Source organism: Paenibacillus allorhizoplanae, from assembly GCF_927798215.1.
In the GTDB taxonomy this organism is placed as follows: Bacteria; Bacillota; Bacilli; order Paenibacillales; family NBRC-103111; genus Paenibacillus_E; species Paenibacillus_E allorhizoplanae.
In genome coordinates this window covers 615,712-637,338 of sequence record NZ_CAKMMW010000002.1, presented here as the reverse complement: position 1 = coordinate 637,338, position 21,627 = coordinate 615,712, and the positions used below count along the sequence as shown (strand labels likewise).

The window sequence follows — 21,627 nt, the reverse complement described above, 5'->3', positions numbered from 1 at the left end:
GGGGCATGGAAGAACATGAGTGGAACAATTTCGATACAACAAGCACTTGGTAAAGTAATTAGTGGCAATCATTTATCCCGGGAAGAAGCACGTAGTGTCATGTCTGAGATTATGGATGGCGCTGCTTCACCTGCACAAATAGGCAGTTTGTTGACGGCGCTTCGTATCAAAGGGGAAACATTTGAAGAGATTACAGGGTTTGCGGAGACGATGCGAAGCAAAGCTGTGCAAGTGAAGGTACACCAAAGTGACCTACTTGATACGTGTGGAACAGGTGGAGATGGTGCTGACACGTTCAATATCTCAACGACAGCTGCCATTGTAGCATCAGCAGGCGGGATCCGAGTAGCGAAGCATGGCAATAGAGCGATGTCGAGTAAAAGTGGTAGTGCGGATGTTCTAGAAGCGCTTGGCGTTAAGATTACACTGAGCGGCGAACAAGCAGCGAAATGCCTTGAGCGTACTGGCATTTGTTTTATGTTCGCACAGGCCTATCATCAATCGATGAAGCATGTTGCAGCACCTCGCAAAGAGCTTGGATTCAGAACGGTTTTTAATTTGCTAGGCCCACTAACAAATCCAGCAGGTGCGGATCGCCAAGTCCTTGGGGTATTCGATAGAACGAAGACGGAAATGTTAGCACAATCACTGCAGGCACTCGGTCTAAAGCGTGCGATGGTTGTTGCCAGTGAGGATGGGTTGGACGAATTCAGTATCTCTGCACCTACAAAGGTGTCTGAGCTGAAGTCGGATCTTATCACGACTTATACCATTACACCGGACGATTTAGGTCTTCGTGCACATAGTATCAAAGATGTAGCGGGTGGAGATGCTGCCCTGAACGCAGAAATTATTCGTCATATTTTTGCAGGTGAGAAAGGGCCATATCGGGACATCGTGCTAGCGAATGCTGCGGCATGCTTCTATGTAACGGGGCATGTAGGCACACTTCAACAGGGCGTGAAATTAGCTGCAGAAGTCATTGATTCGGGACGCGCGGAGCAGAAATTGCAAGATCTAATCCAATACACAGGAGAACTATGCCATGTTTCTTGATAAAATTGTAGCTACAAAACGCGTGGAAGTAGAGGCGATGAGCGATTTTTCGATCGCGGAGGCTGAAAAGTTAATTTCTCAGCTTCCTCCTTGTTTAGGCTTTGAACGGGCATTGACGCTTGGGAAAAATCGTTCCATGGGACTTATCGCAGAAGTGAAGAAAGCTTCGCCTTCCAAAGGATTGATCCGCGCAGATTTCGAACCGGTTGGTTTGGCCCAAGCATATGAGCGTGCAGGCGCCGATTGTATTTCGGTATTGACCGATGTTTCGTACTTCCAAGGAAGCAATGATTATTTGGAGGCTGTGCGTAAAGCGGTGAATGTTCCGTTGCTACGCAAAGATTTCACCATTGATCCGAAGCAAATCTATGAAGCAAGACTTCTGGGAGCAGATGCCATTCTGCTTATCGCGGCGATTTTGACAACAGAACAGATGAAGCAATATTTGACCCTAGCAAAGGATCTTGGCCTAGATGCACTCGTTGAGGTGCATGATCGTGAAGAGTTGGAGCGCGCACTTGAGCTGGATACCCAACTAATAGGTGTAAATAATCGGAATTTAAAAACTTTCGTAACCGATCTAGGAACAACGGAAGAATTAATAAGCTTTATGCCAAAGGGTAAAACTGTTGTGAGCGAGAGTGGTATATCTACCCTTGAAGATATGGCCTATGTCGAGAAAGTTGGGGCACAAGCTGTACTCATCGGAGAGCATTTCATGCGACAACCCGTCGTTGAACAAGCGGTTCAACAATTGATGGGTGAACTGGTCAATAAGGCGCAGTTATAGGCAGAAAGAGGCGGATTTGATGACTGTGGGAACGATTCCAACGGTAAAAATTTGTGGACTTCAAAGCGTTGAAGTGTTAAAATCAATCGTACATTTGCCGATAGCTCATATCGGCTTTGTTTTTGCACCAAGCAAGCGACAGGTCACGCCCGAGAAGGCAGCCGAGCTGATTGCTTATTTGAAATCAGAAGAGGCGAATGGACAGACTGTGCCACTTACAGTAGGCGTTTTTGTCAATCCAACGAAAGAGCAGTTGGTTGATATTTTAGCTGCAACTCCTCTGGATGTCGTGCAACTTCATAGTCTGGAAACACCGGCTTTCTGTGGATGGGTTCGTGATCAATTTGGTGTACAGGTATTTAAATCGGTTTCCATCTCCAAAACAGAAGATTCCATACCTTCTCTATCCAAGGTAGCTGAGCAACTAGATCCTTATATCGGGCATGTAGATGCCATCTTATTAGATACCTTTGACCCTGTTTACGGAGGCGGTTCTGGGACAACTTTTGCCTGGGATTGTATACCTGTTTATCAAGAGTGGGCTCGTTCTGCTGGTATACAATTGCTAGTAGCTGGCGGACTCCGACATGATAACGTTGATCAATTAGTAGATGCTTATGCTCCTGATGGCGTTGATGTATCGAGCGGCGTGGAGACAGATGGCGTGAAAGATATTGCGAAAATAACCGCGTTTGTGGAAAGGGTGACCCGTAAGTGACACAAGTACCTGATCAGCAAGGTAGATTTGGCAAGTTCGGTGGCCGTTATGTGCCCGAGACTTTGATGAATGCCTTACATGAGCTTGAAGAAGCTTATGCGCGATATAAAGATGATCCTGAATTTATTGCTGAAGTTCGTTATTTGCAGAAGCAGTATTCCGGTAGACCTACTCCGCTTTACTATGCAGAGCGCTTAACCGAGCAACTCGGTGGAGCGAAGATTTATTTGAAACGTGAAGATTTAAACCATACAGGCGCACACAAAATTAATAACACCATCGGACAGGCCGTACTTGCCAAACGCATGGGGAAGAAAAAGATAATCGCGGAAACTGGTGCTGGTCAGCATGGTGTTGCTTCAGCGACAGTCGCAGCATTAATGGGCTTTGAATGTAAAGTATTCATGGGGGAAGAAGACACGAAACGTCAACAATTGAATGTGTTTCGCATGAAATTGTTAGGCTCGGAAGTCATTCCTGTTACCTCAGGAACGCGTACATTGAAAGATGCTTGTAACGAAACATTACGATACTGGGTAAGTAACGTTCAAGATACGTACTATATTCTCGGATCCGTTACTGGGCCACATCCGTATCCGATGATGGTTCGTGATTTCCAACGCGTGATCGGGGATGAGTCCCGTGAGCAAATCTTGGAAACAGAAGGCAGACTGCCGGATGCAGTAGTTGCTTGTGTTGGCGGAGGCAGTAACGCGATGGGGATTTTCTATCCATTCGTTCAAGATGAGTCCGTGAAATTGATTGGTGTCGAGGCAGCAGGTCGCGGCGTTGATACGGAGGAGCATGCAGCAACCATGACAAAAGGAACGCCAGGTGTATTCCAAGGGTCACTCAGTTACTTGCTTCAGGATGAGTATGGTCAAGTTTTGCCAGCGCATTCGATCTCGGCTGGTTTGGACTACCCGGGAATTGGTCCCGAACATGCCTACCTCAAAGATGCTGAGCGTGCCACTTATTATCCAATAACGGATCAAGAAGCACTGGATGCGCTTCAATTGTTGAGCCGCACAGAAGGTATCATACCTGCTCTTGAGAGCGCTCATGCCATTGCACATACGTTGAAATTAGCACCGACGATGACGAAGGACCAAATTATTATCGTGAGTTTGTCAGGCCGCGGCGATAAAGATGTGGAATCCATTATTAGTTATCTTGGCGAGGGGGTATAAGCGATGAACCGTATTGACAGTCGTTTTGCAGAACTCAAAGCGCGCGGTGAAACCGCAATGATCCCTTTTCTAACAATTGGTGACCCTTCGATTGAAGCATCCTTGGAGCTGATTCTAGAAATGGAACGCGCTGGCGCGGATTTAATCGAGCTTGGTGTTCCTTACTCGGATCCACTCGCAGATGGACCTGTTATTCAACGCTCTTCTGAGCGCGCTTTGAAACGTAAAATTTCCATCTTTGATGTAATCGATGTAGCTAAACAGGCAAGGAATCGCGGATCTCAGCTGCCTTTTATCCTTTTTACCTATTATAATCCGGTTCTCCGAATTGGTTTGGAACGTATTTTCAAAGTGATGCAGGAGAATGAAATCAGTGGCATTATTATTCCAGATCTTCCTTTGGAAGAAGATAGTGAGACTAGAGGGATTGCTGAGAAATATGGCGTTCATTTAATTCCTTTAGTTGCACCAACATCGAATGCACGTGTACAACGTATTGCTTCAAGTGCACGTGGTTTCGTTTATTGTGTATCTTCCCTAGGAGTTACAGGCGAGCGTGCTGAATTTTTTGGCGGTATTGAAGATTTCCTTACAACCGTGCGTGAAGCCGCGTCTGTTCCCATTGTTGTGGGCTTCGGCATATCTTCGCGGGAGCAGGTTGAACGCTTTGAGAAGCTGTGCGATGGTGTTGTCGTAGGGAGTGCGATTGTCCGCACGATCGAGAGCGCACTACCACATTTCCAAGAGGATGCCGCTCATCCGGAAGGTCTTAAGCAAATAGGTAATTTTGTAGGTCAATTAAAACGTTCGAACCACTAATTGATGAGGTGACTTCATGAAACCGAAACAAACCATTATACATTTACCAGTTTATCAACCAGGTAAGCCTATTGATGAAGTAAAGCGTGAGCTTGGCTTAACTGAAGTGATCAAGCTTGCTTCCAATGAAAACCCATTCGGTTCTTCTCCGCATGTGAAGGCTGCTATTGAAGCAGAAATTGCAAATATTAGTCTGTATCCAGATGGAGGCGCCGTTCAATTAACAGAAGCTGTTGCAGCTTCTCTAGGTGTTGAGACGAATCAACTTATTTTCGGCGCTGGTTCGGATGAAGTCATCCTTATGTTAGCACGTGCTTTTCTAGTGCCAGGTGATGAATCCGTTATGGCTTCACACACATTCCCGCAATACAAACACAATTGTGAAATCGAGGGTGCGGTATCCATTGAAGTTCCATTGAAAGATGGTACACATGATTTGGATGCTATGGCTGCGGCTATTACTGACCGCACGAAGATCGTATGGATCTGTAATCCGAATAACCCAACGGGTACGATGAATACAGATGCGGAAATTAAAGCTTTCTTAGCTAAAGTTCCAGCACACACGATTGTTGTTCTTGATGAAGCTTATTGTGAGTACAACACAACAGGTGAGTTCCCAGATAGCATTGAGCTTATCGGTCAATACAAGAATGTGATCTCATTGCGTACTTTCTCCAAAATCTATGGGTTGGCATCGCTTCGTATTGGTTATGGTATTGGGCATCCAGATGTCATTCGTTCGATTAATCAAGTGCGAGAGCCCTTCAATACGACTCGATTCGCACAAGCTGCCGCTCTTGCGGCGATTAACGACCAAGACTTCATCGCAAGCTGTCGTGAAGCGAATACTGCTGGTTTAAACTACTTAGAAGAACAATTTAAACAACTTGGGCTGCACTCGTTTCCTGCACATGGGAACTTTATTATGGTGGACGTAGTTCGTCCAGCGGCAGACGTATTCAACGGCTTATTGCGCCGAGGGCTAATTGTTCGTGGTGGTCATATGTTGGGCTTCCCAACATCACTGCGTGTCACAATTGGTTCAAGTGAGCAAAATGCCAAATTCATTGCGGCTCTAACGGAAGTTCTTGCAGAGGTTCCTGTTCTAGTCTAATTCAGAAGATAAAGGTTGATTCTTGTCATGACGAAAATAGCAATATTCGGAGTAGGTCTGATCGGTGGATCTCTTGCCTTATGTTACAAAGGAAAACCAGACTTTACCGTTGTCGGCCATTCACCCAATCCGAATTCCGTCGAAAAGCTGCTGAAACGGAATGTTGTTGACCATGCAACTACCGATATGGCAGCAGCCGTGGATGGGGCTGATTACATCTTCCTATGTGTACCCGTGGGTAATTTAGAGGAATATGTTCAGAAGTTGATGAAGCTGCCTTTGAAACAAGGCTGTATCATTACGGATGTGGGCAGTACGAAAGCATCCATTACAGAGAGCGCAGCGGCGCACTTGAAGGAAGGCTACTATTTTATCGGTGGTCATCCGATGGCAGGCTCTGAGCGACACGGAGTGGAAGCAGCTTCGTCGCATCTGTATGAGAATGCTTTCTATGTCTTAACTCCAGCAGAGGGCACGCCACAGGCTGAGGTGGATCGTCTGACTAATCTGCTCAGTCATACTAAAGCGCAAATCGTGCAAGTTGATGCTCGTGAACATGATGACATCGTCGGTGCAATTAGCCATCTGCCGCATATTATTGCAGTCGCACTTGTTAATCAAGTGAGAAGCTATAACGAGAGTAATCCCTTGTATCAAAACTTAGCGGCTGGTGGTTTCCGAGATATTACTCGGATTGCCTCGAGCGAACCGACGATCTGGCGTGATATTCTCGTCAACAATCGTGAAGTGTTACTCAAGCTGCTCAAGGATTGGAATGATGAGATTTCACGATTCGTTCAGCTGATTGAACAAAGCGATGGCGAAGGGATTGCGGAGCAATTTCGTATTGCTGGCGAATTCCGCAGCAAGTTACCGGAACGTCGTAAAGGTGTGCTCACTTCCTTATTTGATATTTATGTGGATGTACCCGATCACCCGGGTATTATAGGCTCAATTACCTCGCTGCTCGGGAATGCTCGAATCAATTTGAGCAATATTCAAATTATTGAAAGCCGAGAAGACGTTCCTGGTATTCTCCGATTGTCTTTCCGTAACCAAGAGGAAGCCGATCGCGCTTCGGAGTTATTAGGCAAAGAATATGCGGTGCATGTTTAAAATTCGAATGCCTTTTATCTGTTCAGGACTTTCTTTGTGTTGGTTTCCGCCATCGCAAAGGAGGTCCTTTTGTTTTCTTTTTGTAACCGATTCACAGGTCTAAAGGCTCATGCTATAATGGGTCTTATTATTTATATATACTATTCATTGTAATGGGGCGGTTGATGTGAAGTACCGAATGTTCATCGTAGGCTTGCTAACGGTCATGATTGTCATTCTTAATTTTTCACCTATTTTAGCAAGTGCCAAAGATGTGTATTATTCCAATGAGGTTGCCGTTCTTGTCTATCACCACATTGACGAAATTGAACAGAGCTCAGTCACAATCACGCCGAGGCTGTTTGAGCGGCAGCTAGTTTCGTTACAAAGGAAAGGATTCCATTTCATTACCTTGGACCAATTTAAAGACTTCAAAACCAAAGGAACGGCAATACCGGATAATGCGCTGCTTATCACATTTGATGATGGTTACGAAAGCTTCTACACGCATGCATATCCAATTCTGAAGAGGCTTCAAATCCCTGCTGTGAATTTCGTTATTACGAAAGATTTGGATGATCCCAAGAGGCCTAAGTTAGCGTCTTTATCTAAGGATGAGATTAAACAGATGCGTAGTGAAGACCCTAATATTGAATTCCAGGGGCACTCCGATGAGCTTCATGCAATGAAAGATGGAAAACCCATGTTATCTAACAAAGTTATTCTAAATGGAAAGCTAGAAACTGAGGTTGAGTTTAAGAGTCGGGTTGTTCAGGATACTCGCAAGTGTATTGCCAAACTCAAGGAGCTGAATGCTTCGAAAAATGTGGATTCCTATGCTTATCCATATGGCAGCTACGATGATACGACGATTTCTTACTTGCACGAGGCAGGTATCCAATACGCTTTTACAACGAAAGCAGGTATTGCTTCAGAATGGACGGATTCGATGCAAATACCGCGAATCAACGGTGGAAGTCCTTTTGTACGTCCGCATTCCATTAGTAATTTGATCAAGCAGGCCAAAAGAGAACAATCACAATTTAGTTCAAAATGATACTTGGTAAACGTTTTCAAAAAAGTGTTGACAGAATGAAACCGTATACATATAATAAAAGTACAGTATGGTTTCTCTCCACTCCTATCCGATAATCGCACCATAAGTGCAACCGCCGATTCGGCGGTTTTTTTTTTGTCTTTTTAACTTTTTTTAAAATACATATAAAAGGAACGCAGGTAGATGTCGATAGTAGAGTTGTAGTAGAAATATGAACTTTATCCAACAATTTGTCGAATCTAGCAGGAATCTTGTCTTGAAGCGAGAATAGGTTATAGGCTAAATGTTTGCTAAAATTCGAATTCACACTTTTTTTACAAATATAACGCAACTTTTCACTCCAACCGAAGTAAAACATGTATGAACAGTTGGAGTGGTACCCGGAATCGCGAGGAGGGTCGCCACGTAATGACCGATTCCCAATTGATCAGAGAAATCAAGGATGGAAATGTTCAGCTGTATAACGAGCTAATGCGTCGTTACGAGCGTAAAATCCTTGCCTTTATTTATCACATGCTAAAGAGCACACAAATGGAAGCTATTGCTGAAGATTTGTGTAATGAAACATTTTATAAAGCGTATCGCAGTTTGCATTCTTTCCGTGAGATCGAGGCATCTTTTTCTACATGGTTATATACGATTGCCCGTAATACCGTATTGAGTGAGCTGCGCAAAAATAAAAGTGTACAGGTGTCGTTGGAGCAAAGCGGTCTTACACCGCATGCTTCTTTTGATGCGATGCCAGAGCAGGCGATGTTGAGGAACGAAAAGGTGTCCATGGTTCGCGAAGCAATTAATAGCTTGCCTGAAAAGCAAAGATCGGCTTTGATTCTACGCGAATATGATCAGATGGATTATCAGGAAATTGCCAACATTTTGGGTCAAACCGTCAGCTCAGTGAAATCTCTTCTATTTAGAGCGAGAGCATCAGTCAAATTGCATCTAGATCCTTATTTCAGTGAACCGATATTCGAAGAATCGAAGGGATGACAAGCGATGAAGTGTAGTGAGATCCAGGAATTATTTGGAGTCTATTGGGATTTGCCGAATGATGACCTGCGTCGTGCAGCAGTTGATAAGCATTTAGAAACATGCGACTCTTGTAAAGAGGAATTTCAAATATGGGAAGAGAGCATGATTCTGATCCGCAGTGCTGCAACTGACGAGGAGCTGACGGACTTTGAGCCTATAGTCTCCACCAAAGTAATGAGCCGAATTTACGAGGATGAATCATGGCGAATTCCAGTTTCCGAACGGATGTATTCGATTTCCTATAAATTAAGACGGAATTTGACAGCGGTTATTGCATTTTGTCTAGCTCTTTTTATGTTTAGCTTTTTATTTGCCATCGTATATGATGGCTCTCCACAGTCAACATTGGCTTCCGCGGACAATTCACTTTATGATCTTGAAGCACCACAAGCGCTAAAAGTAAGCGGAACAGAATCTTTGAATGGACATAAGTTGGGTGATGCTGTAGCCAGTCTGAATCCTAGTTTCATGGAACCTTTACGTTTTCATGTTGGACCGATCCATTCGTACCCCCATTACTTATTAGTCGTATCGTTTCTTGGATTAGTAGCAACCATTATAATAATGAATTGGTTATCAAGAACGAAAACTTAATGCTCCTAGTGGAGCATTTTGCATTTCTAGCGCTGGAGGTAAAAGAATGACTACGATAGGGTTTATACGCCACGGAAGCACAGAGTGGAATCGATTAGGTAAGCTGCAAGGGCAGTTGGATACAGATTTAACGGATGAAGGCAGAGAGCAAGCAAGATTACTTGGGGTGCGTCTATCTCAGGAAAATTGGGATGGCATCATTAGCAGTGACTTGAAGCGAGCGAATGAAACCGCACAAATTATCTCAACACGAGCTGGTATCCCTCTATTGCGTACAGATAAACGCTTGAGAGAGCGTAAATACGGGTTAGTCGAAGGAACTACTGTCGCTGAACGTGAGGAGCGCTGGGGAGCCGATTGGAAGCTTCAGGATCTGGGTCAGGAGTCGGACAGCGATCTGTGGGCTAGATGGATGGAGCTTGAAACAGAGATTCTGAATCAGTACCCGAGTAAGAAGATCTTACTCATCTCGCATGGAGGCTTTATTGTTCAAGTGCTTCGAGTTCTGAAATTGAATCAAGAGGAGTTCCTGCAGAATACCTCATTGACCTTGTTATTGCGACAAAGTGATCAATGGGATCTTCAATTGTATAATTGTTTAACCCATTTGCAAACGACCTCGGAAACGATGGTATGAAAGTAAACATGACTCGATAGAGTCATGTTTTTTTGTTTGTTACGGAATATTTTCGGGAAAAAATCCCATAATGGTTACTAGAAACATCGGAGTAGAAAGCTCCGCCAGATGGGAGATGTAGGATGGAAATGAACCTAGCGGATATGCTCAGCTATGCCGATATCCATGAATTAGGCCGAATTGCACATACCTACGAGTGTGAGTGCAATGGTCATTCTAAGAATGAGTTGATTCAATCGATCCTGAGTACGGCCATGCGCAAAGACATATTCGAAAAACACATTCAAAATCTTAGTTTGGAAAACATTCGCTTCCTCAACTCCTTACTCTCGGACCCTCGCAATTCGTTTAGTATGGAGGAACTTATTGCTAGAGCCCAGCAGTCACGCTTTCAGAAAGAAGAGGCACCAGGAGATTGGAATCCAAGGGATATGATTTTAAAATTCAAGAAATTAGGTTGGTTGTTTAACGGGCACTCCCAACAGACCAAATACCTCTTTCATGTTCCAGCGGATTTAAAGCGAAGATTTGGTGATGTGCTAGCGAAACAATTTAAGCAAGATTTGGTGAAAACAGATGAACCAACGGTTTATCGCGATGAACAATCACTTCTAGTCGACGACATATTTCATTTCTTAACCGCGATTGCTCAGCAAGAAATGCCATTAACAGCAGAAGGTTTTATGTACAAAAGACAACTTGGGCAGCTCCTCAGTATCTTATCTGTTCAAGAGGGATTGGTAGCAAAGGGGACATGGCGATTCGGTTACGGAAGAATGTTCAAGGAATACCCGAATCGATTTTCACTTATCTATGACTATTGCTATTACCACCAACTAATCAGTGAGCATGGCCTGGTGCTTCGTCTTACAGAAGCAGGAAAGGCACGATTACTGGAAGGGAAAAAAGAAACAGTTACGGATGTGTATACGTTTTGGCTAAGGCTGTACAAAAATCCGATTCCTAATTTGCAAAGTATATCAGTTTGGCTGGATCGACTTTGTGATCAGTGGGTGACGATGGCTTCGATTGTAGATTTATTTAGTAAATTAGTTAAACCATTTTACTATGATGGTTCAGAATCCATTGTCGAGCAGCGAATCCTACAAATGATGATGCACATGGGTTTGATCCGGATAGGTGAAGATCACACGTATGGGGCAGTTATCCAGGTCACTAAGATAGGCTCAAAAGTGATTCGAGGAATAAGTCTTGCAGAGGAAGACAAAGTTGTACTCTTCTGAACTAGGTATTAACACATTCCCGTTCAAACGGGCTTTTGAATGAAGCGTTGAATTAGCTAGTGAATATGATGTAATAGGAGCATAACAACGGGTTGGCGTACACCATAATGCAGACATATATTTTTGCGAAAAAGAAGCTCCTGACAAACCGCGGACAACATTTGGAGGTAGGTCTCATGGGAAAAATGAATGTATCTAACGATGCGCTGCTGGCACTTTTCGCGGAAATGATTTGGGATAATGCCTTACGCAAATATAGAGAAGAAAATCTTTATAAAGAAATCGATAGCGCTCTTGCTAAAGGCGATCAAACATCCTTTTTAGCGCTAACGTCTGAATTAAGGATTTTACAATCACTAGGGTAATCATTAGCTGCGCATGAGCAAGTAAACATAAAGGCATGAGGATACCAGTCCCATGTCTTTTTTGTCTATGTATACCAGTTTACTTGAAAGATTAAATACTTGATTGACAGCTAAGTGATGACGGATTAAAGTACTTAAAGTACAAGTTGAGCTTGCGCTACATAGCTGATGTTCTTTTGGTAAATGATAGGGAGGCGCTACACCTTGAAGTTTAATGAGATTGTTTCACAAGAATGGACGGAATTGAAACCCTATTTGGATACGTGTCTTCTACCTGTGACGGGGTTGACAGGGGTTGAGGATCCGATGGAAGTGACTACCGTGTTAGAGCGGCTCCGTGATGTCATGGAAATTATCGAGATTCCTTACAAGGGCAGAGTTGTCACTTATCCAGCTCTTCATTACATAGCAGATACGGGTGCAAGTAAGCAAGTGGATACCATCGTACATCAATTGAAGAAAAGTGGATTTCGTTACATAATCGTATTAACCTTACATTCGGAAGCAATCCACTGGAAATCAGCTGAAACAGATTTGTTGATCGTTGTCGATAAATTGCAGTGGGCGCAGAAATCAGAGGCAATTAGATCAGGTATATCCAAACAAGTTCAGCAACTATGGTACCCTGTTGAGTAACTTTGGTGATGTCGTGTATTAATGGAAAAAAAATGTGCAAGATAAGGGTAGTAATGGATGAATGTGGCTTGCAAAAAGTTGTGACAATTTCGTTAAAATTTGTCCGAAAGCGAAGATTTCAATCCAATAAAAGGAGTTATGAATTCTTGACGACCTAGTAGACGTAGGCTATTATTAGAAATGTCCTAGTTATGTAGTGTAATGTCGAACGACACGTGATAGAGGTAGCTGATGTCCGAGAGGGTTCGGGCTTCGGCCAATGTAGGAGGGTAGACCTGAGAATGAGTGATCATAACAATCACAATGAAGAACAGCATGGGAAGAAACCCGGGACCAAACGCGAAATGTCTCGTCGACAATTTCTTTCTTATACCCTTGGTGGCGCTGGTGGATTCATGGGGGCCGGCATTATCATACCGATGATTCGGTTTGCCGTTGATCCTGTCCTTCAGCCTAAAGCAGCATCGGACTGGGTTAAAGTTGTCGAAGAAAGTAAAATTACGAATGTTCCACAAGCGTTTACGTTCCAAGTCCATCAGGTAGATGGCTGGTACGAAAGTGATGCTGAACTGGTAGCATGGATTTCCAAAGACAGTAAAGGTGCACTGTTTGCGTTAAATCCGACATGTAAGCATCTTGGCTGTACGGTTAACTGGAACGATAACCCTGCTTACAAAGATCAGTATTTCTGTCCATGTCATGGTGCGCATTATACGCAAGACGGCAAGAACCTTGCTGTAGCACCTAAACCGCTAGACGAATACACAACAAAAGTAGAGAATGGTTTCGTGTATGTTGGACAACTGCATGCTAACACTAGAGTATAAGGGGGCGTCACGATCAGATGTTTAAAAACGTATACAACTGGATTGACGAACGTCTTGATATTACGCCTATGTGGAGAGATGTAGCGGATCATGAGGTGCCAGAACACGTTAACCCTGCTCATCACTTTTCCGCATTCGTTTATTGTTTTGGCGGATTGACGTTTTTCATCACAGTAATTCAAATTTTGTCAGGTATGTTCCTTACTATGTATTACACACCTGATATTATCAATGCGTATGCAAGCGTTGATTATCTACAACATAAAGTAGCTTTCGGTGTTATCGTCAGAGGTATGCACCACTGGGGAGCTAGTTTAGTTATCGTAATGATGTTCTTACATACCCTGCGCGTGTTCTTCACAGGATCTTACAAAGCTCCACGTGAAATGAACTGGGTAGTAGGCATGCTCATTTTCTTCGTTATGTTAGGTCTTGGTTTTACGGGATACCTGCTTCCATGGGATAACAAAGCTTACTTTGCAACACAAGTAGGTATGAAAATTGCAGCATCGGTACCATTTGCTGGTCCGTACATCGAAACATTGCTGCAAGGCGGAAGCATTGTTGGTGCACAAACACTAACACGGTTCTTTGCTATTCATGTGTTCTTCCTGCCTGGCGTTCTGCTCGCTTTGCTTGCCGGACACTTCTTCATGATTCGCAAACAAGGTATTTCCGGACCGCTATAATTTAGGGAGGGGCGAATAGCGTGGCGCATGGTCATAAGTCTGATGAAAAAATCGTTTACGTAGGGGATTCCCGCGTAATTAAGAAAACGCAAGAACAACGACTCATTCCTAGAGATTACTCTGCTTACCCAGGTAAATCAGAAGCCTTCATTCCTAACTTCTTGTTGAAAGAATGGATGGTTGGTGTCGTTGTCTTGGTCGGTATGCTAGTTCTAGTTATGTCCGACCCAGCTCCGTTAGGTTATCCTGCGGATCCGAAGAACACAGCATTTATTCCGATGCCTGACTGGTATTTCTTGTTCATGTATCAATTGCTGAAATACCCATACACATCGGGTGATTACGTAGTTCTTGGAGCGGTAGTTGTACCAGGTTTACTATTTGGTGGTTTATTGCTAGCTCCATTCTTGGATACTGGTAAAGAACGTCGCTTCTATAGAAGACCAATTGCTTCAAGCCTTATGATTTTATCTTTGATCGCTTGTACATACCTGACGTATACGTCTTGGTCTCACTATCAAGTTGAGCTTAAAGAGAAAAATATCATTCCAGAGCACATCAAGCGTGAAGAAGAAATGCACGCTAACAAAGGTGGCGCAGCTGGTGAGGGTGCGAAGAAGGAAACGAAAAAAGCAGCTGCAATTGTTGCTGCTGATGACCCAGGTGCTGCGATTTATGCAAAAGCAACTTGCTTAGCTTGTCACGGTGCACAGCTTAAAGGAATGCCAGCTTCTGGTGTACCCGCTTTGTTAGGTGTAGGCGATGGACACACGAAAGATGACATTATGGGCATTATCAAAAATGGTAAAGGCAACATGCCTGCTATGTATAAGCCTAATATCGATAAAGGCTTAACAGATGCCGATATTGATAAATTAGCTGAGTGGTTATCCAAACAAAAAACTCAATAAAACAGAACCTGGTCGCGAAAGTGATCAGGTTTTTTTTGGAAATTTTAGATGGTCTACGTATCAAACTTGATTCTAAAGGAGGGGCCAATATGTCCGTTTCCTATTTGTGGAGCAGAGACTTCTTACTTAGTAAGAGAATGCTTTGGTTGCTATTCATAAGCAATTTACTAGGAACCCTATATGGCTATGAGTGGTATTGGCTTCAAATGGTAGACACCCTTGCAGAGAATCCGTTATGGTATGTGTTTTTTGTACCGGATAGTCCGACTGCAAGTTTGTTTTTCACCCTTTCTGTTGGTTACTTGATTGTGGATCGGTCCCTTACCAAACCAACGAGTAAGCTGTATAGGGCTATTCGCGGCTTTGTTGAAGCTTTCGGGCTTATCACATCATTTAAGTATGGGATCTGGGCAGTTACGATGATCTGGGCAGGTGCTTGGCATGGGGCAGCTGTTGGTTGGGATGGATGGATGCTGACCGCGTCTCATTTGGCAATGGCTGTGGAAGCGCTGTTATTTGTTCGTTGGTTTTCTTTCCGCTTGCCTGCCATTGTACTGGTGGCGATCTGGACGTTCTGGAATGATTTCATGGACTATGAAAGAGGGGTTTTCCCAAGGCTCCAACGTGAGTTGCATCCCTATTTGGGAACAATCCAATTTTTCACCATTTGCTTAAGTATCATTGGAATCTGGATCGCGATTACATGTCTTATGGTAAGAGAGAAAAAAATGTTGAAAGCTAATACCTGATGGTCTAAAGTGGGACGAACCTCCATATGATGATGGTGAAGGAGGGGATGTCCCATGTTTTTCGATAGAAGGTTAAGAGGGATAGCGGTGACTATCTTACTCGGCCTTGTTCTTTGTTTACTTGCAGCTTGCGGTACCAATCAACATACAGTTGGACAAGCTAGTAAACCTATAGACCCAGTTCAAGTAGAGCGGATTACGTTTTTAAATCAGATTGCGGAAGAAATGTATACATTTACGATGTCTGGACAAGTTGCTGAGGCAAGAAATAAGTTGATTCAATTATCTGATCAAATTCCGAAAATTTCATTTGAAGGAATTACGTCCATTGAGGGATTGAATGCTTTGACTGCAACCATCACGGATGCGAAACGGGTTTATAACGCGGTCAATTACTCACCAACTGATGGACAAGTAGCGGTTGCCAAAATTCGTCTAGCAACAGATGCGCTTTCACATAAGAACCAGCCGATGTGGCTGCAATACTATAAGGTTCTGCAAAATGATAGTCAATTGCTAAGTCAGCAAGTCAAGGCTAATAAACAGCAAGAAGCAATAGAAGAATTTGGTAAGTTATCACAACATATCGCTATTATTCATCCCTCGTTGATCATTAGCCGTGATCCATCATCCATTGAGAAGTTAGATTCCTTAATGGTCTTTCTTCGTACGAATGTGAATACGAAACCAATGCCTATTAGACCTTTAGAAGCTGGAATCGTGAATTTGAACCAAGTGCTGGATGACATCTTTATGAAACATAAAGATGCACTGGCATATGTGCCTCTCACGGATCCGTACCATCCCATCATCTGGTCACTCAGTATTGGTATTATTATTATTGGTGTTTTATCGTATGTTGGTTGGCAAATGTATCAATCTGGTCGACATATCGTTCCCGTTAGGCAAACCAAGGAAAGTGAAAATAGATGAGAAAAAGTGGATTAAGCAAGCTCGGTTGAGCTGTTTAACCCACTTTTTCTTATTTTTATTTAGAAAACAAATCAATTTGTTTTAAAACCCTCACCTATGACCTCATGGACATCCCCAACTATGATGAAAGCACGTGGATCGACGGCGTGAATTAACTCTCGCAATTGCCTTGTCTCATGTCGATAAACGACACAATAGACTACTTCCTTCGTGTTTCCTGAGTAGGCACCTCGTGCTGGGAAGAGTGTTACTCCGCGATCAAGTACTTTGGTGATAGATTCCGCTAACACATTGGGCTGGTCACTAATGATCGTAAAGGCTTTGGCCGCATAAGCGCCCTCTGATATGTAATCAATAATCCGTGATGTGACGAATACGGCTACTAGTGAATAGAGCACTTTTTCTTTAGGGAGATAAAGGAAAGAAGAGCCAATTACGACAACATCTATAATGAGGATGACTTGTCCGACACTCCAGCCTCTTTTTTTATGACCAATGCGAGCTAATATATCAGAACCACCTGTCGTTCCACCGAATCGAAATACAAGCCCAAGACCCGTGCCCAGTGTGATCCCAGCATAGAGAGTTGCAAGAAAATAGTCTTGCGTCGTATGAAAAGGTACTAACCAACCCATATGGATTAGCCATTCCATCACCCACAGAAACAATGAAAGGCAGATGACGCCGAATATCGTATACAGCATGGGACCCTTACCAAAATTTCGCCAGCCTAGGTAAAATAAAGGAATATTAAATACGAGGGTGGAGATGGAGGGGGGGACATTAAGCACGTACTTGAGCAAGAGAGATATGCCCGTTAATCCGCCTTCCATTAGCTCATTCGAAATAACAAAATAGTGCAAACCAAACGCATAAATTGCTGTTCCAATTAAGATTCCCAACACATTGAGAAATTGATCTTGGAACCTTTCTTTAAATATCATCTGAATTCCTCCATGCCTAATATGCTTGTCTTATCTAACAAAAAATTTGTCAACTTTTCTCGTTTAGTTTAACATAAGGAGGATAACCTTTGTGAAAAGGATAGAAAGAAGGATGCCAATGTCAGAACGTACACTTAAAGACCTGCAACAAGAGGTTGATACTTATATTTCCCAGTTCAAGGAAGGATATTTCAGTCCTCTTTCTATGCTGGCTAGAATGTCTGAAGAAGTTGGTGAATTAGCTCGTGAGGTGAATCATTCTTACGGTGAAAAACCGAAAAAGAGTACAGAAGCGGACAATTCAATCGAGTTGGAGCTTGGTGATATTTTATTCATTACGATCTGCTTTGCGAATTCACTTGGCATTGATCTGACTGAAGCGCATGACAAAATCATGCATAAATTCAATACCCGCGATGCAGGGCGATGGACTAAAATAAACACCGAAACGAATTGACCTTCATAAACTAAACCATCCCCCATGAATCGGGAAAACCGCTAATGGCAAAGGAGGATGGGCAGATGAATGGAGAAAATCAAATACAAAAAGCATACGAATCCATACTTGGGCATGATTTTGAAAAGGCCATTGAATGGTTTGAAAAAGCAATAGCTGAAGAACCAAACAATGCTGTCTATCATCACAAACTTTCCATTACTTTCGCGAGAAGTAATAAGCTTATCAAAGCGGTGGAACATGCATCAAAAGCCATTGATCTAGATCCAGCGAACGAGGCATTTCGCTTTCATTTGCAAGTGTTGAATGCACGTGAGCTTGTCGAACAAGCCAGAAGGCAGCTTACGAATCAGTCTGCTCATCCGGAGCGCGCTATTTTTCTGCTGAAAGAAGCGATAGTGCTTGATCCGCTAGCCATTGAAGCGTATCTTATTCTAGGTGAAGCCTTCGCCATGCGAAAGGATTATACCAGAGCTTATCAAACCGTTATGGAGGCTGTACGTCTAGAGCCGCATCATGAGCTTGCAAAGCAGCATGCCACGATCTACAAGATCAAAATGGATTCAGAGATAGGTCCGAAACAAAGATAAAGGAGATCATCACAATATGGAGCGTAGAATACGAGTAGCAGTTATTGGAGCAAGTGGAAGAATGGGGCGGGAGGTTGTGAAGACCGTTCTGCGTGAGACTGATATGGAGTTAGTTGCAGGAGTAAGTCGTACCTCCGGCCCCATTGATCTTGGAAGAATGGTTGGTATGGATGACTGCGGGATTCTAATGGGTAGCGACATCGAAAAGGTCCTAATTGAATCCAAACCAGATGTGCTAGTTGATTTTACAGGACCGCAAACAGCGGTTTCACATACAAATCTTGCGATTCGCTTAGGGATTCGACCTGTGATGGGAACGACGGGTTTCACCCCGCAAGCTATTGCTGATTTGGACATGCTATGCCGTGACAATAATATTGGCGGACTGATTGCACCGAATTTCTCCATCGGGGCTATTCTCATGATGAGGTTTGCTGCCCAAGCTTCGAAATATTTCCCGAATCTGGAAATTATCGAATATCACGGTGATCAGAAACTGGATGCACCATCCGGTACAGCCGTTAAAACCGCTGAAATGATTTCAGAAGTGCGAGAAGAGATTAAACAGGGTAACCCAAAAGAAGAAGAAACAATTGAAGGTTCTCGCGGTGGGTATTACAATGGATTCAGAATACATAGTGTACGTCTGCCAGGTGTATTTGCGCAGCAGGAAGTTATTATGGCTGAACAAGGTCAAGCGCTTAAAATTCGACATGACTCTTACGATCGTGCAGCCTATATGCCAGGTGTAGCCATAGCGGTTCGTAAAGTTATGACCTATACTGGAATGATTTATGGTTTTGAGCATTTTATAGATTAGAGACCCCTAGGAGAGTGGAAGTCAGATGTTAAGCATCGCACTTATTGCCCATGATCGAAAAAAAGATGAGATGGTGAATTTCGTTACGGCTTATGAGCATGTTTTCGAGGGTCACAAACTATATGCAACTGGAACAACAGGCACGAGAATCATGGCAAATACGAAGTTGAATATTCATCGATTTATGTCAGGGCCACTTGGCGGAGATCAGCAGATTGGGGCGCTGGTTGCAGAGAATGAGATGGACTTGATCATCTTCTTGCGTGATCCATTGATGGCTCAGCCGCATGAGCCTGATATTATCGCTCTGCTTCGTTTGTGTGATGTGCAGGGAATTCCATGCGCTACGAATATTGCTACTGCTGAGTTGCTTGTAAGAGCTTTGGATCGTGGGGATTTTGCGTGGAGAGAACTCGTACATAAATATAAGCCAGGGATTGAATAAGATGAGTGAACAATTAGATATTCTTATATTTGGTGCTCATGCAGATGACGCTGAAATTGGGATGGGCGCAACCATTGCCAAACATACACAACGTGGACTTCGCGTTGGACTCTGTGAATTGACCTATGCCGAAATGTCCTCAAATGGCACGGTGGAAACTAGATTAGATGAAGCAGCGGAAGCAGCGAAAATTCTAGGTGTAACAGCACGTACGAATCTGGGATTACCAGATCGAGGATTATTTGTCACAGCAGATCATATCGAACGGATTACACAAGAAATCAGGAAGTTTCGTCCACGAATCGTGTTCGCTCCTTATTGGCAAGATCGTCACCCTGATCATATAGCATGTTCAACGCTCGTACAGGAAGCTGTTTTTAATGCGAAACTGCGTAAATATTTGCCAGAAACAGAAGCTGTGAATGTGGAGCAACTATTTTTTTATTTTATAAATGATGTGTATGAAGCTGATGTAATTGTAGATGTAACAAATACTTACGATAACAAAATGGCAGCACTGCGTGCATACCGGTCACAATTTATAACGGGTACGGGCACCGTTGCGACGCCACTCAATCAAGGTTATGTCGAACGTGTAGAAGCTCGTGATCGAATCATGGGTCAGAAGCGTCAACTGACGTACGCGGAAGGGTTCGTTTCCAAACTCCCCTTGGTGATAGAACATTTTGATTGATCGGAAAGAGGTGTGAGAGATGAAAGACAAATTAAAGATTGGTATTACGTGTTATCCAACACTTGGCGGATCAGGTGTAGTAGCGACAGAGCTTGGAAAGCTGCTAGCTGAAAAAGGACACGAGGTTCACTTTATTACACATAGCATGCCGTTTCGATTAGGCAAATTTCATAAAAATATTTATTATCATGAAGTGGAAGTTAGCCAATATTATGTCTTCCGCTATCCACCATATGATCTATCGCTAGCTAGTAAGTTAGCTCAGGTTGCCAAAATGGAAGAGCTTGACTTGCTTCACGTGCATTATGCGATTCCGCATGCTGTTTGTGCCTTGCTTGCAAAGCAAATGGTGGGTTCGAACCTGAAGGTTGTAACGACACTTCACGGAACAGATATCACTGTGCTCGGGCAGGATCAATCGATTTCAGATCTAATCCGTTATGCCATCAATGAAAGTGATGCGGTTACGGCTGTTTCCAAGGATCTCATCAAAGAAACACGGGAATTGCTAGCCATTGATCGTGATATTGATTTGACTTATAACTTTGTAGATAAACGGGTGTATTACCCGCGAGATATATCGAAGCTAAGAGGCGAATTCGCGCGACCGGATGAGAAAATCCTAATCCATATTTCCAATTTCCGACCGGTGAAACGTGTGCAGGATGTTGTGGATATTTTCGCAAAAGTGAGTAAAGAAGTGCCGTCCCGACTTTTATTCGTTGGGGAAGGACCGGATCTTTCGAAAATGATTTCGAAGGTGAAGGAGCTAGGACTTTCGGATAAAGTAACATTCTGTGGGAAACAGGATGATGTGGCCCAAGTCATTTCACTTGCAGATGTCATGCTGCTGCCTTCTGAGAAGGAAAGCTTCGGACTTGTTGCACTTGAAGCTATGGCTTGCGGTGTGCCAACGATTGGATCCAATGCAGGAGGAATTCCTGAGTTGATTACACACGGTGAAACGGGTTTTCTAGCTGAAGTTGGAGATACGGAGCAAATGGCCAGCTATGCGATTAATCTGTTGAAAAATCAAGTGATGTATGAACAGATGGCACAGAATTGTTTGAACCGTGCGCGGTATACGTTCTGTAACGATATTACGACTGTTCAATACGAGGAGATTTACTATCGCGTGTTAGGACGGGAACTCCCTGAATCACATCGCATTTCAGCATCTTCGTGTCAATAAGGATGCTAACTGGATAGGAGAATTAT

26 protein-coding genes are annotated in these 21,627 nt (G+C 43.4%); 25 read left to right on the top strand and 1 reads right to left on the bottom strand.

Going from position 1 to position 21,627, the window contains the following annotated elements:
- Positions 1-15 precede the first annotated feature (15 nt).
- From trpD to L6I86_RS05410, 19 genes are all read left to right on the top strand, one after another.
- Positions 16-1,056 carry an anthranilate phosphoribosyltransferase gene (gene trpD / locus L6I86_RS05500; RefSeq protein WP_236285387.1) on the top strand — a complete coding sequence of 347 codons (1,041 nt, stop codon included), beginning with the start codon at positions 16-18 and terminating at the stop codon, positions 1,054-1,056.
- Positions 1,046-1,846, top strand: a complete 801-nt coding sequence (trpC, locus tag L6I86_RS05495) for an indole-3-glycerol phosphate synthase TrpC (RefSeq protein ID WP_236285385.1) — start codon at positions 1,046-1,048, stop codon at positions 1,844-1,846. The genes trpD and trpC overlap by 11 nt, the downstream gene beginning before the upstream one ends.
- 19 nt (positions 1,847-1,865) lie before the next feature.
- Positions 1,866-2,564, top strand: coding sequence for a phosphoribosylanthranilate isomerase (locus L6I86_RS05490; RefSeq protein WP_236285379.1), 699 nt, complete (start codon positions 1,866-1,868; stop codon positions 2,562-2,564).
- On the top strand, positions 2,561-3,754 hold the full coding sequence (gene trpB, locus L6I86_RS05485) for a tryptophan synthase subunit beta (protein ID WP_056614320.1): 1,194 nt from the start codon (positions 2,561-2,563) through the stop codon (positions 3,752-3,754). The genes L6I86_RS05490 and trpB overlap by 4 nt, the downstream gene beginning before the upstream one ends.
- 3 nt (positions 3,755-3,757) lie before the next feature.
- The gene (gene trpA, locus L6I86_RS05480) at positions 3,758-4,573 is read left to right on the top strand and encodes a tryptophan synthase subunit alpha (RefSeq protein ID WP_236285377.1); all 816 of its coding nucleotides are present in this window, start codon (positions 3,758-3,760) and stop codon (positions 4,571-4,573) included.
- 16 nt (positions 4,574-4,589) lie between these two features.
- Complete coding sequence (gene hisC, locus L6I86_RS05475) at positions 4,590-5,690, top strand: histidinol-phosphate transaminase (RefSeq protein ID WP_236285375.1); 1,101 nt, start codon at positions 4,590-4,592, stop codon at positions 5,688-5,690.
- A 27-nt stretch (positions 5,691-5,717) separates the two neighbouring features.
- Positions 5,718-6,806 carry a prephenate dehydrogenase gene (locus L6I86_RS05470; protein WP_236285373.1) on the top strand — a complete coding sequence of 363 codons (1,089 nt, stop codon included), beginning with the start codon at positions 5,718-5,720 and terminating at the stop codon, positions 6,804-6,806.
- 166 nt (positions 6,807-6,972) lie between these two features.
- Positions 6,973-7,842, top strand: coding sequence for a polysaccharide deacetylase family protein (locus tag L6I86_RS05465; protein ID WP_236285371.1), 870 nt, complete (start codon positions 6,973-6,975; stop codon positions 7,840-7,842).
- A 408-nt stretch (positions 7,843-8,250) separates the two neighbouring features.
- Positions 8,251-8,832: an RNA polymerase sigma factor gene (locus L6I86_RS05460; RefSeq protein WP_056614299.1), complete on the top strand. Its 582-nt coding sequence runs from the start codon at positions 8,251-8,253 to the stop codon at positions 8,830-8,832.
- A 6-nt stretch (positions 8,833-8,838) separates the two neighbouring features.
- Positions 8,839-9,468: an anti-sigma factor family protein gene (locus L6I86_RS05455; RefSeq protein ID WP_236285369.1), complete on the top strand. Its 630-nt coding sequence runs from the start codon at positions 8,839-8,841 to the stop codon at positions 9,466-9,468.
- A 46-nt stretch (positions 9,469-9,514) separates the two neighbouring features.
- Complete coding sequence (locus L6I86_RS05450) at positions 9,515-10,105, top strand: histidine phosphatase family protein (RefSeq protein ID WP_236285367.1); 591 nt, start codon at positions 9,515-9,517, stop codon at positions 10,103-10,105.
- 128 nt (positions 10,106-10,233) lie between these two features.
- Positions 10,234-11,349, top strand: coding sequence for a hypothetical protein (locus L6I86_RS05445; protein ID WP_236285687.1), 1,116 nt, complete (start codon positions 10,234-10,236; stop codon positions 11,347-11,349).
- A 176-nt stretch (positions 11,350-11,525) separates the two neighbouring features.
- A complete protein-coding gene (locus L6I86_RS05440; RefSeq protein ID WP_056616951.1) occupies positions 11,526-11,714 on the top strand; it encodes an IDEAL domain-containing protein in 189 nt (62 codons plus the stop codon).
- Between the two features lie 204 nt (positions 11,715-11,918).
- On the top strand, positions 11,919-12,350 hold the full coding sequence (locus tag L6I86_RS05435; protein ID WP_236285365.1) for a DUF2487 family protein: 432 nt from the start codon (positions 11,919-11,921) through the stop codon (positions 12,348-12,350).
- Positions 12,351-12,631: 281 nt separating this feature from the next.
- A complete protein-coding gene (locus L6I86_RS05430; RefSeq protein ID WP_056614289.1) occupies positions 12,632-13,177 on the top strand; it encodes a Rieske (2Fe-2S) protein in 546 nt (181 codons plus the stop codon).
- Positions 13,178-13,194: 17 nt separating this feature from the next.
- The gene (qcrB, locus tag L6I86_RS05425; protein WP_028554311.1) at positions 13,195-13,866 is read left to right on the top strand and encodes a menaquinol-cytochrome c reductase cytochrome b subunit; all 672 of its coding nucleotides are present in this window, start codon (positions 13,195-13,197) and stop codon (positions 13,864-13,866) included.
- A 20-nt stretch (positions 13,867-13,886) separates the two neighbouring features.
- The gene (locus L6I86_RS05420; protein WP_056614286.1) at positions 13,887-14,777 is read left to right on the top strand and encodes a c-type cytochrome; all 891 of its coding nucleotides are present in this window, start codon (positions 13,887-13,889) and stop codon (positions 14,775-14,777) included.
- An 89-nt stretch (positions 14,778-14,866) separates the two neighbouring features.
- Positions 14,867-15,526 carry a DUF1405 domain-containing protein gene (locus L6I86_RS05415; RefSeq protein WP_056614284.1) on the top strand — a complete coding sequence of 220 codons (660 nt, stop codon included), beginning with the start codon at positions 14,867-14,869 and terminating at the stop codon, positions 15,524-15,526.
- Between the two features lie 54 nt (positions 15,527-15,580).
- Positions 15,581-16,459, top strand: coding sequence for a sporulation protein YpjB (locus L6I86_RS05410; RefSeq protein WP_236285364.1), 879 nt, complete (start codon positions 15,581-15,583; stop codon positions 16,457-16,459).
- A 71-nt stretch (positions 16,460-16,530) separates the two neighbouring features.
- On the opposite strand, the gene L6I86_RS05405 is transcribed toward L6I86_RS05410, so the two are convergent.
- Positions 16,531-17,403, bottom strand: a complete 873-nt coding sequence (locus L6I86_RS05405) for a YitT family protein (RefSeq protein ID WP_056614277.1) — start codon at positions 17,401-17,403, stop codon at positions 16,531-16,533.
- 118 nt (positions 17,404-17,521) lie between these two features.
- Here L6I86_RS05405 and L6I86_RS05400 point away from each other — a divergent pair, with 118 nt between their 5' ends.
- From L6I86_RS05400 to bshA, 6 genes are all read left to right on the top strand, one after another.
- Complete coding sequence (locus tag L6I86_RS05400) at positions 17,522-17,860, top strand: nucleotide pyrophosphohydrolase (protein WP_056616948.1); 339 nt, start codon at positions 17,522-17,524, stop codon at positions 17,858-17,860.
- A 65-nt stretch (positions 17,861-17,925) separates the two neighbouring features.
- Entirely contained in the window at positions 17,926-18,450 is a 525-nt protein-coding gene (locus L6I86_RS05395; RefSeq protein WP_236285363.1) for a hypothetical protein, read from the top strand.
- Positions 18,451-18,466: 16 nt separating this feature from the next.
- Positions 18,467-19,270, top strand: coding sequence for a 4-hydroxy-tetrahydrodipicolinate reductase (dapB, locus tag L6I86_RS05390; RefSeq protein WP_236285361.1), 804 nt, complete (start codon positions 18,467-18,469; stop codon positions 19,268-19,270).
- A 25-nt stretch (positions 19,271-19,295) separates the two neighbouring features.
- Positions 19,296-19,715: a methylglyoxal synthase gene (locus L6I86_RS05385; protein ID WP_056614270.1), complete on the top strand. Its 420-nt coding sequence runs from the start codon at positions 19,296-19,298 to the stop codon at positions 19,713-19,715.
- A 1-nt stretch (position 19,716) separates the two neighbouring features.
- The gene (gene bshB1, locus L6I86_RS05380; protein ID WP_236285355.1) at positions 19,717-20,409 is read left to right on the top strand and encodes a bacillithiol biosynthesis deacetylase BshB1; all 693 of its coding nucleotides are present in this window, start codon (positions 19,717-19,719) and stop codon (positions 20,407-20,409) included.
- A gap of 19 nt (positions 20,410-20,428) precedes the next feature.
- Positions 20,429-21,601, top strand: a complete 1,173-nt coding sequence (gene bshA / locus L6I86_RS05375; protein ID WP_056614263.1) for an N-acetyl-alpha-D-glucosaminyl L-malate synthase BshA — start codon at positions 20,429-20,431, stop codon at positions 21,599-21,601.
- Positions 21,602-21,627 lie beyond the last annotated feature (26 nt).

Bases quoted from the DNA above. Each gene is read 5' to 3' on its own strand.
- trpD (WP_236285387.1), top strand. From the start codon at position 16: ATGAGTGGAACAATTTCGATACAACAAGCACTTGGTAAAGTAATTAGT.
- trpC (WP_236285385.1), top strand. From the start codon at position 1,046: ATGTTTCTTGATAAAATTGTAGCTACAAAACGCGTGGAAGTAGAGGCG.
- L6I86_RS05490 (WP_236285379.1), top strand. From the start codon at position 1,866: ATGACTGTGGGAACGATTCCAACGGTAAAAATTTGTGGACTTCAAAGC.
- trpA (WP_236285377.1), top strand. From the start codon at position 3,758: ATGAACCGTATTGACAGTCGTTTTGCAGAACTCAAAGCGCGCGGTGAA.
- hisC (WP_236285375.1), top strand. From the start codon at position 4,590: ATGAAACCGAAACAAACCATTATACATTTACCAGTTTATCAACCAGGT.
- L6I86_RS05470 (WP_236285373.1), top strand. From the start codon at position 5,718: ATGACGAAAATAGCAATATTCGGAGTAGGTCTGATCGGTGGATCTCTT.
- L6I86_RS05460 (WP_056614299.1), top strand. From the start codon at position 8,251: ATGACCGATTCCCAATTGATCAGAGAAATCAAGGATGGAAATGTTCAG.
- L6I86_RS05455 (WP_236285369.1), top strand. From the start codon at position 8,839: ATGAAGTGTAGTGAGATCCAGGAATTATTTGGAGTCTATTGGGATTTG.
- L6I86_RS05450 (WP_236285367.1), top strand. From the start codon at position 9,515: ATGACTACGATAGGGTTTATACGCCACGGAAGCACAGAGTGGAATCGA.
- L6I86_RS05445 (WP_236285687.1), top strand. From the start codon at position 10,234: ATGAACCTAGCGGATATGCTCAGCTATGCCGATATCCATGAATTAGGC.
- L6I86_RS05440 (WP_056616951.1), top strand. From the start codon at position 11,526: ATGGGAAAAATGAATGTATCTAACGATGCGCTGCTGGCACTTTTCGCG.
- L6I86_RS05430 (WP_056614289.1), top strand. From the start codon at position 12,632: ATGAGTGATCATAACAATCACAATGAAGAACAGCATGGGAAGAAACCC.
- qcrB (WP_028554311.1), top strand. From the start codon at position 13,195: ATGTTTAAAAACGTATACAACTGGATTGACGAACGTCTTGATATTACG.
- L6I86_RS05415 (WP_056614284.1), top strand. From the start codon at position 14,867: ATGTCCGTTTCCTATTTGTGGAGCAGAGACTTCTTACTTAGTAAGAGA.
- L6I86_RS05410 (WP_236285364.1), top strand. From the start codon at position 15,581: ATGTTTTTCGATAGAAGGTTAAGAGGGATAGCGGTGACTATCTTACTC.
- L6I86_RS05405 (WP_056614277.1), bottom strand. From the start codon at position 17,403: ATGATATTTAAAGAAAGGTTCCAAGATCAATTTCTCAATGTGTTGGGA.
- L6I86_RS05400 (WP_056616948.1), top strand. From the start codon at position 17,522: ATGTCAGAACGTACACTTAAAGACCTGCAACAAGAGGTTGATACTTAT.
- L6I86_RS05395 (WP_236285363.1), top strand. From the start codon at position 17,926: ATGAATGGAGAAAATCAAATACAAAAAGCATACGAATCCATACTTGGG.
- dapB (WP_236285361.1), top strand. From the start codon at position 18,467: ATGGAGCGTAGAATACGAGTAGCAGTTATTGGAGCAAGTGGAAGAATG.
- L6I86_RS05385 (WP_056614270.1), top strand. From the start codon at position 19,296: ATGTTAAGCATCGCACTTATTGCCCATGATCGAAAAAAAGATGAGATG.
- bshB1 (WP_236285355.1), top strand. From the start codon at position 19,717: ATGAGTGAACAATTAGATATTCTTATATTTGGTGCTCATGCAGATGAC.
- bshA (WP_056614263.1), top strand. From the start codon at position 20,429: ATGAAAGACAAATTAAAGATTGGTATTACGTGTTATCCAACACTTGGC.